The organism is Streptomyces ureilyticus (assembly GCF_011045025.1).
GTDB classification, from domain to species: Bacteria; Actinomycetota; Actinomycetes; order Streptomycetales; family Streptomycetaceae; genus Streptomyces; species Streptomyces ureilyticus.
The window spans coordinates 1-4,260 of record NZ_JAAKZX010000376.1 but is presented as its reverse complement, the minus strand read 5'-3'; the positions used below and the strand labels follow the sequence as shown (position 1 = coordinate 4,260).

The window sequence follows — 4,260 nt, the reverse complement described above, 5'->3', positions numbered from 1 at the left end:
GCCCCCCTCAATCCCCGCCTCACGCACCTACACGCACAAGCCCCCGTCGCCAGCCCTCACGCCTCGGCCGCCGACTCCCCCTCCTCCAGGGCTGCTGCGTCCTCCGGCACGAAGCCCGGCAGCCACTCCTCGAGTTCCTCTCGGAGCCGTACCGTGGCGCCCAGTTGGCACAGCACGCCAATGGTGCTCAATGTCACACGGTGTATCAGCAGATACGCCGGCGGGAGGTTGAGCTGTTTGGCGAGCTGGTACGCGGGGGAGCGGGGGTCGCCGATTCGGGCCGCCTGGCTGCGCATCCAGCCTCGGGTGAAAGTGAACTCATCGACCTTGGCCGGCTCGATGATGGGGAGCAAGTAGTCCAGGACGGCGTCCGGGTCGAGCTCGATCGACTCCTTGACGAAGCCCTCCTCGCAGAGCAGTTCGTAGACCGTTTCGGCCTGGCCGTCGAGGGTCATCCGCAGTGAGTCGCCGATGGTCGGCGGCAGGCCGCCGGGGAGGCGGTCCACCGTGCCGAAGTCCAGTACGCCCAGACGCCAGCCGTCCATACCGTCCTTGCCGGCGGGGTCGCCGGACTCGTCGGGCAGGAGGCGGAAGTTGCCGGGATGCGGGTCGGCGTGCAGCAGGCCGGTGCGGGCGGGGCCGGAGAAGAGGAAGCGGGCGAGGAGCTGTCCTGCACGGTCCCGCTGCTCCTGCGTGCCGTCGGTGATCACCTCCGACAGCGGGATCCCGTCGATCCACTCGGTGACCAGCACCCGCTCGCACTGGTGGACCACAGCCGGCACCAGTACATCCGGGTCGTCCGCGAACTCCTCCGCGTGCGCCTGCTGGGCCTGGGCCTCCAAGCCGTAGTCGAGCTCCTCGGACACCCGGTCGCGCAGCTCCGCGATGAGCGGTTTGACGTCCATCCCCGGAATCAGCGGCCCCAGGAGCCGGGCGAAACGGCTGAGTTGGTTCAGGTCGGAGAGCAGTGCCTCGCCCGCCCCCGGGTACTGCACCTTGACGGCGACCTCCCGGCCGTCGTGCCACACCGCGCGGTGCACCTGTCCGATCGAGGCCGCTGCGGACGGTTTGTCCTCGAATTCCGCGAACAGGTCGTGCCAGTCCTCGCCCAGCCGTTCCTCGAGCACAGTGTGCACCGTGCGGGTCGGCATCGGCGGCGCGGCCTCCTGGAGCTTCGTCAGTGCAGCGCGATATGGCCCCGCGACCTCCTCGGGCAGCGCCGACTCGAAGACGGACAGTGCCTGCCCGAACTTCATCGCGCCGCCCTTGAGCTCGCCGAGCACCTTGAACAGCTGCTCCGCCGTGCGCTGTTGCAGTTCGCGGCCCACGATCTCCGCCGACTTCCCGCCGATCCGTTTGCCGATGCCCCATGTGGCCCGCCCGGCGAAGCCGAGCGGTAGGGCGGCGAGCTTGGCGGTCCGGGTGACCGCCTTCCGGGGAAGATCAGACATGCGCCCTCCAAGTACCGGACAGCCGAGCCGCTTGCGGCTGTTGCCCGGCCATTGTCTCGTGCGGCCTCTCGTCCTCCGAGGTCTGCTCCCCCTTAGCTTTCTCCGCAGTCCCGCACGAGCATGCGGGATGCGGCCACACAGGGCGTGTCTGCCAGTCGAAACCGGGCACCGACGCCTCCCAACGAGCACCTGCGCTGGACGGCAACTCCCCGTCAAGGAAAGCGAGTGCGTGCCCCGCGGCCAGCCCGGAGACTGTGGCCGACAGCGTCAGATCGCACGCCTGCACCTGGCGAGGCTGCCCGGAGCGCCACTGTGCGACCAGGCGCGGCCAGCTCGGGTCGCGGTCGGTGCGGGCCCGGTCCAGACAGCCCGCGCAGGCCGTGTCGCAGGGCAGGACCAGCGGGCCGACGACTCCTGTGCCCTCCACGACCCCGGCGTACAGATGTGGTGTCCCGGATGCGATCAGCGGCTCGGCGGTGGCCGGGTCGGGGGCGTGGACGGCCAGGCCGTCCCGTGGCGCGAGGATCACCAGGGAGAGTCCCGGCTCCTGTTCGTCGGGCGGCGACTGTGCGCCGCCCCGCCGTGGTGGGCGGCTCGGAGCCGCGCGGCGCACCGCCCTGCGTGCCGCCTCTTCCCTGCGCTCGCCGATGGAGTCGACGGGCAGTCCGCCCGGTGCGACGTCCCAGGGCGCGACGCAACCGCCGTCGCGTACGCCGACATGGCCCACGCCGGCGCCCGCCAGCGCGCACGCCAGGGTCACACCCACCCGGCCCGCGCCCCACACCTGCACGCGCAGGGAACGGCGGGCCGCCAGTCGGCGCATGCCCTCGCCCGGTTCGGGCGTGACCAGGGACAGGGACGCGAGGTCGGCCCGCAGCCGGTCCAAGGTCGCTTTCTTTTCGCGCAGGGCGTCCGCGTCCGGGCCGCCGCCCGTCGCGTCGTCCAGCAGTCCCGCCCGGGCCAGCCGTTCCACGAGCCCGTCGACATGGCCGTCGGGCAGACCGATGCGCTTGCCTTCGTCGCGTAGGAGGGGAAGCCCGCGTGTCCCGTCGAGCAGGGTCAGAAAGCTGCTCGTCGCCGTGTCCATCGGGCCGAGCACCATCGCATGTGCCGGTGCCATCCCGAACTGCACCGTGTTCAGATCCCGCCAGGCGCGCCGAAGCGCGGGTTTCACCATCGGATGCATGACAGACCCCCGTACGTCCCCGTTGTGCCGGTGGTGCTCGTCCTGCTCCGCCGGTCGATTGCCAGCATGCATGCCTCGGCTGTCGAGTGCCGAAAGTTATCCACAGGCTGGGGGTATTCGTCGTACAAATCAGGCGTACGGAGTAGGGACAAACTGGGCGCGCAGAGCGCGGATCGGCATCGAACCGTCCCGGAGGCGGGACTTCCAGCATGCGCAACGGGTACCGTCGGGGCGTGTCCGCCGACCCACTGAACCGCGGAAAACCACAGCGCAGCACGACGAGCGAGCCGCCGAGCGGCCCGGGGACGAGCGCGATCGAGGTCCGCCGGAGCACTCGCCGACGCAGAACGGTCTCCGCGTACCGCGAGGGCGATCGTACCGTCGTGCTGATCCCCGCCCGGATGTCCGAGGCGGAGGAGCAGCGCTGGGTGGGCGTCATGCTCGACAAGCTCGCCGCCCAGGAGAACAAGCGGGTACTCGGTGACGCGGAGCTCTCCGAGCGTGCCGCCCGGCTCTCCGACCTGTACTTCGACGGCCTCGCCCGGCCCTCCTCGGTCCGCTGGGTCACCAACCAGAACACCCGCTGGGGCTCCTGCACCCCGGCAGAGGGCAGCATCCGCCTTTCGCACCGCTTGCAGGGCATGCCCGAATACGTCGTCGATTACGTCCTCGTCCACGAGCTCGCGCATCTGCTCGTGCCCGGCCACGGGCCCCGCTTCTGGCAACTCCTCGAGGCCTACCCGCGTACCGAGCGGGCCCGCGGCTACCTCGAAGGGGTGGTGGCCGCCGACCGGCTGCCCCATCTGCCCGCCGCGCGCGACGAGTAGCGGGGACCGGCGCCGGGACTGTGCTGGTTCGGGCCGAAGCAGGGATTGTGTACCGGGTCTGTACCGGCTTCGTCCGCGGCCGGATTTTGCGGTTAGCCTGACGCGCGACGCACTCGTATCGGGATGGGGGACGGTCGTTACGCATGGCCAGGGAATTCCAACGCGGCCACAAGGCCAAGATCAGTGACCTCACCGCGGGCACCGATCTGTACGTAGGCGTGCAGATCACCGGCCCCGGACTGACCTTCGACATCAGCTGCTTCGGTCTGGACGCCGACGAACGGCTTTCGGACGACAGGTACTTCGTCTTCTTCAACCAGCCGAAGACTCCTGAAGAGTCCATTCAGCTCCTGGGAGCGCAGGCAGGCGACACGGAGTCGTTCCGCGTCACGCTCGACAAGATCCCGCCGCAGATCCAGAGGTTGTCGTTCACGGCGACGCTCGACGGCGCCGGGCAGTTGTCGCAGATCGCCCCCGGATACATCCGAATCGTCGCGGGCGGCGAGGAGGTGGCCCGGTACGCCTTCGACGGCGGCGAGTTCTCCACCGAACGAGCCGTGATGCTGGGCGACTTCTACCTCAAGGACGTATGGCGGTTCGCGGCGGTCGGGCAGGGCTTCGACGGCGGACTCGACGCGCTGCTGAAGAACTTCGGCGGCGAGGTCGCCGAGGAGGAGCCCGCCGCCGCACCGCAGCCGCAGGCCGCCGCGCCCTCCTTCGCGCCGCCCGCCCAGGCCACCGCGCCGCCCGCGTTCGGCGCCCCGTCAGGCCCCGCTACGCCGGCCCCAGCCCTGTC

Annotated in this window: 4 protein-coding genes; 2 read left to right on the top strand and 2 right to left on the bottom strand. The window is 70.4% G+C overall.

Annotated elements, in window-relative coordinates; translation table 11 throughout:
- Positions 1-56: 56 nt before the first annotated feature.
- A complete protein-coding gene (locus G6048_RS46945; protein WP_165345728.1) occupies positions 57-1,451 on the bottom strand; it encodes an ABC1 kinase family protein in 1,395 nt (464 codons plus the stop codon).
- On the bottom strand, positions 1,444-2,637 hold the full coding sequence (locus tag G6048_RS46940; protein ID WP_165345729.1) for a ThiF family adenylyltransferase: 1,194 nt from the start codon (positions 2,635-2,637) through the stop codon (positions 1,444-1,446). Before G6048_RS46940 ends, G6048_RS46945 begins: the two co-directional genes overlap by 8 nt.
- Positions 2,638-2,870: 233 nt before the next feature.
- Here G6048_RS46940 and G6048_RS46935 point away from each other — a divergent pair, with 233 nt between their 5' ends.
- Both G6048_RS46935 and G6048_RS46930 read left to right on the top strand, forming a co-directional pair.
- The gene (locus G6048_RS46935; RefSeq protein ID WP_165345727.1) at positions 2,871-3,464 is read left to right on the top strand and encodes a M48 metallopeptidase family protein; all 594 of its coding nucleotides are present in this window, start codon (positions 2,871-2,873) and stop codon (positions 3,462-3,464) included.
- Between the two features lie 143 nt (positions 3,465-3,607).
- Positions 3,608-4,260, top strand: a 653-nt coding sequence (locus G6048_RS46930; RefSeq protein WP_165345726.1) for a TerD family protein, incomplete at its 3' end; no start/stop codon positions are given.

Coding starts and splice junctions, on each gene's coding strand:
- G6048_RS46940 (WP_165345729.1), bottom strand. CDS start 2,637: ATGCATCCGATGGTGAAACCCGCGCTTCGGCGCGCCTGGCGGGATCTG.
- G6048_RS46945 (WP_165345728.1), bottom strand. CDS start 1,451: ATGTCTGATCTTCCCCGGAAGGCGGTCACCCGGACCGCCAAGCTCGCC.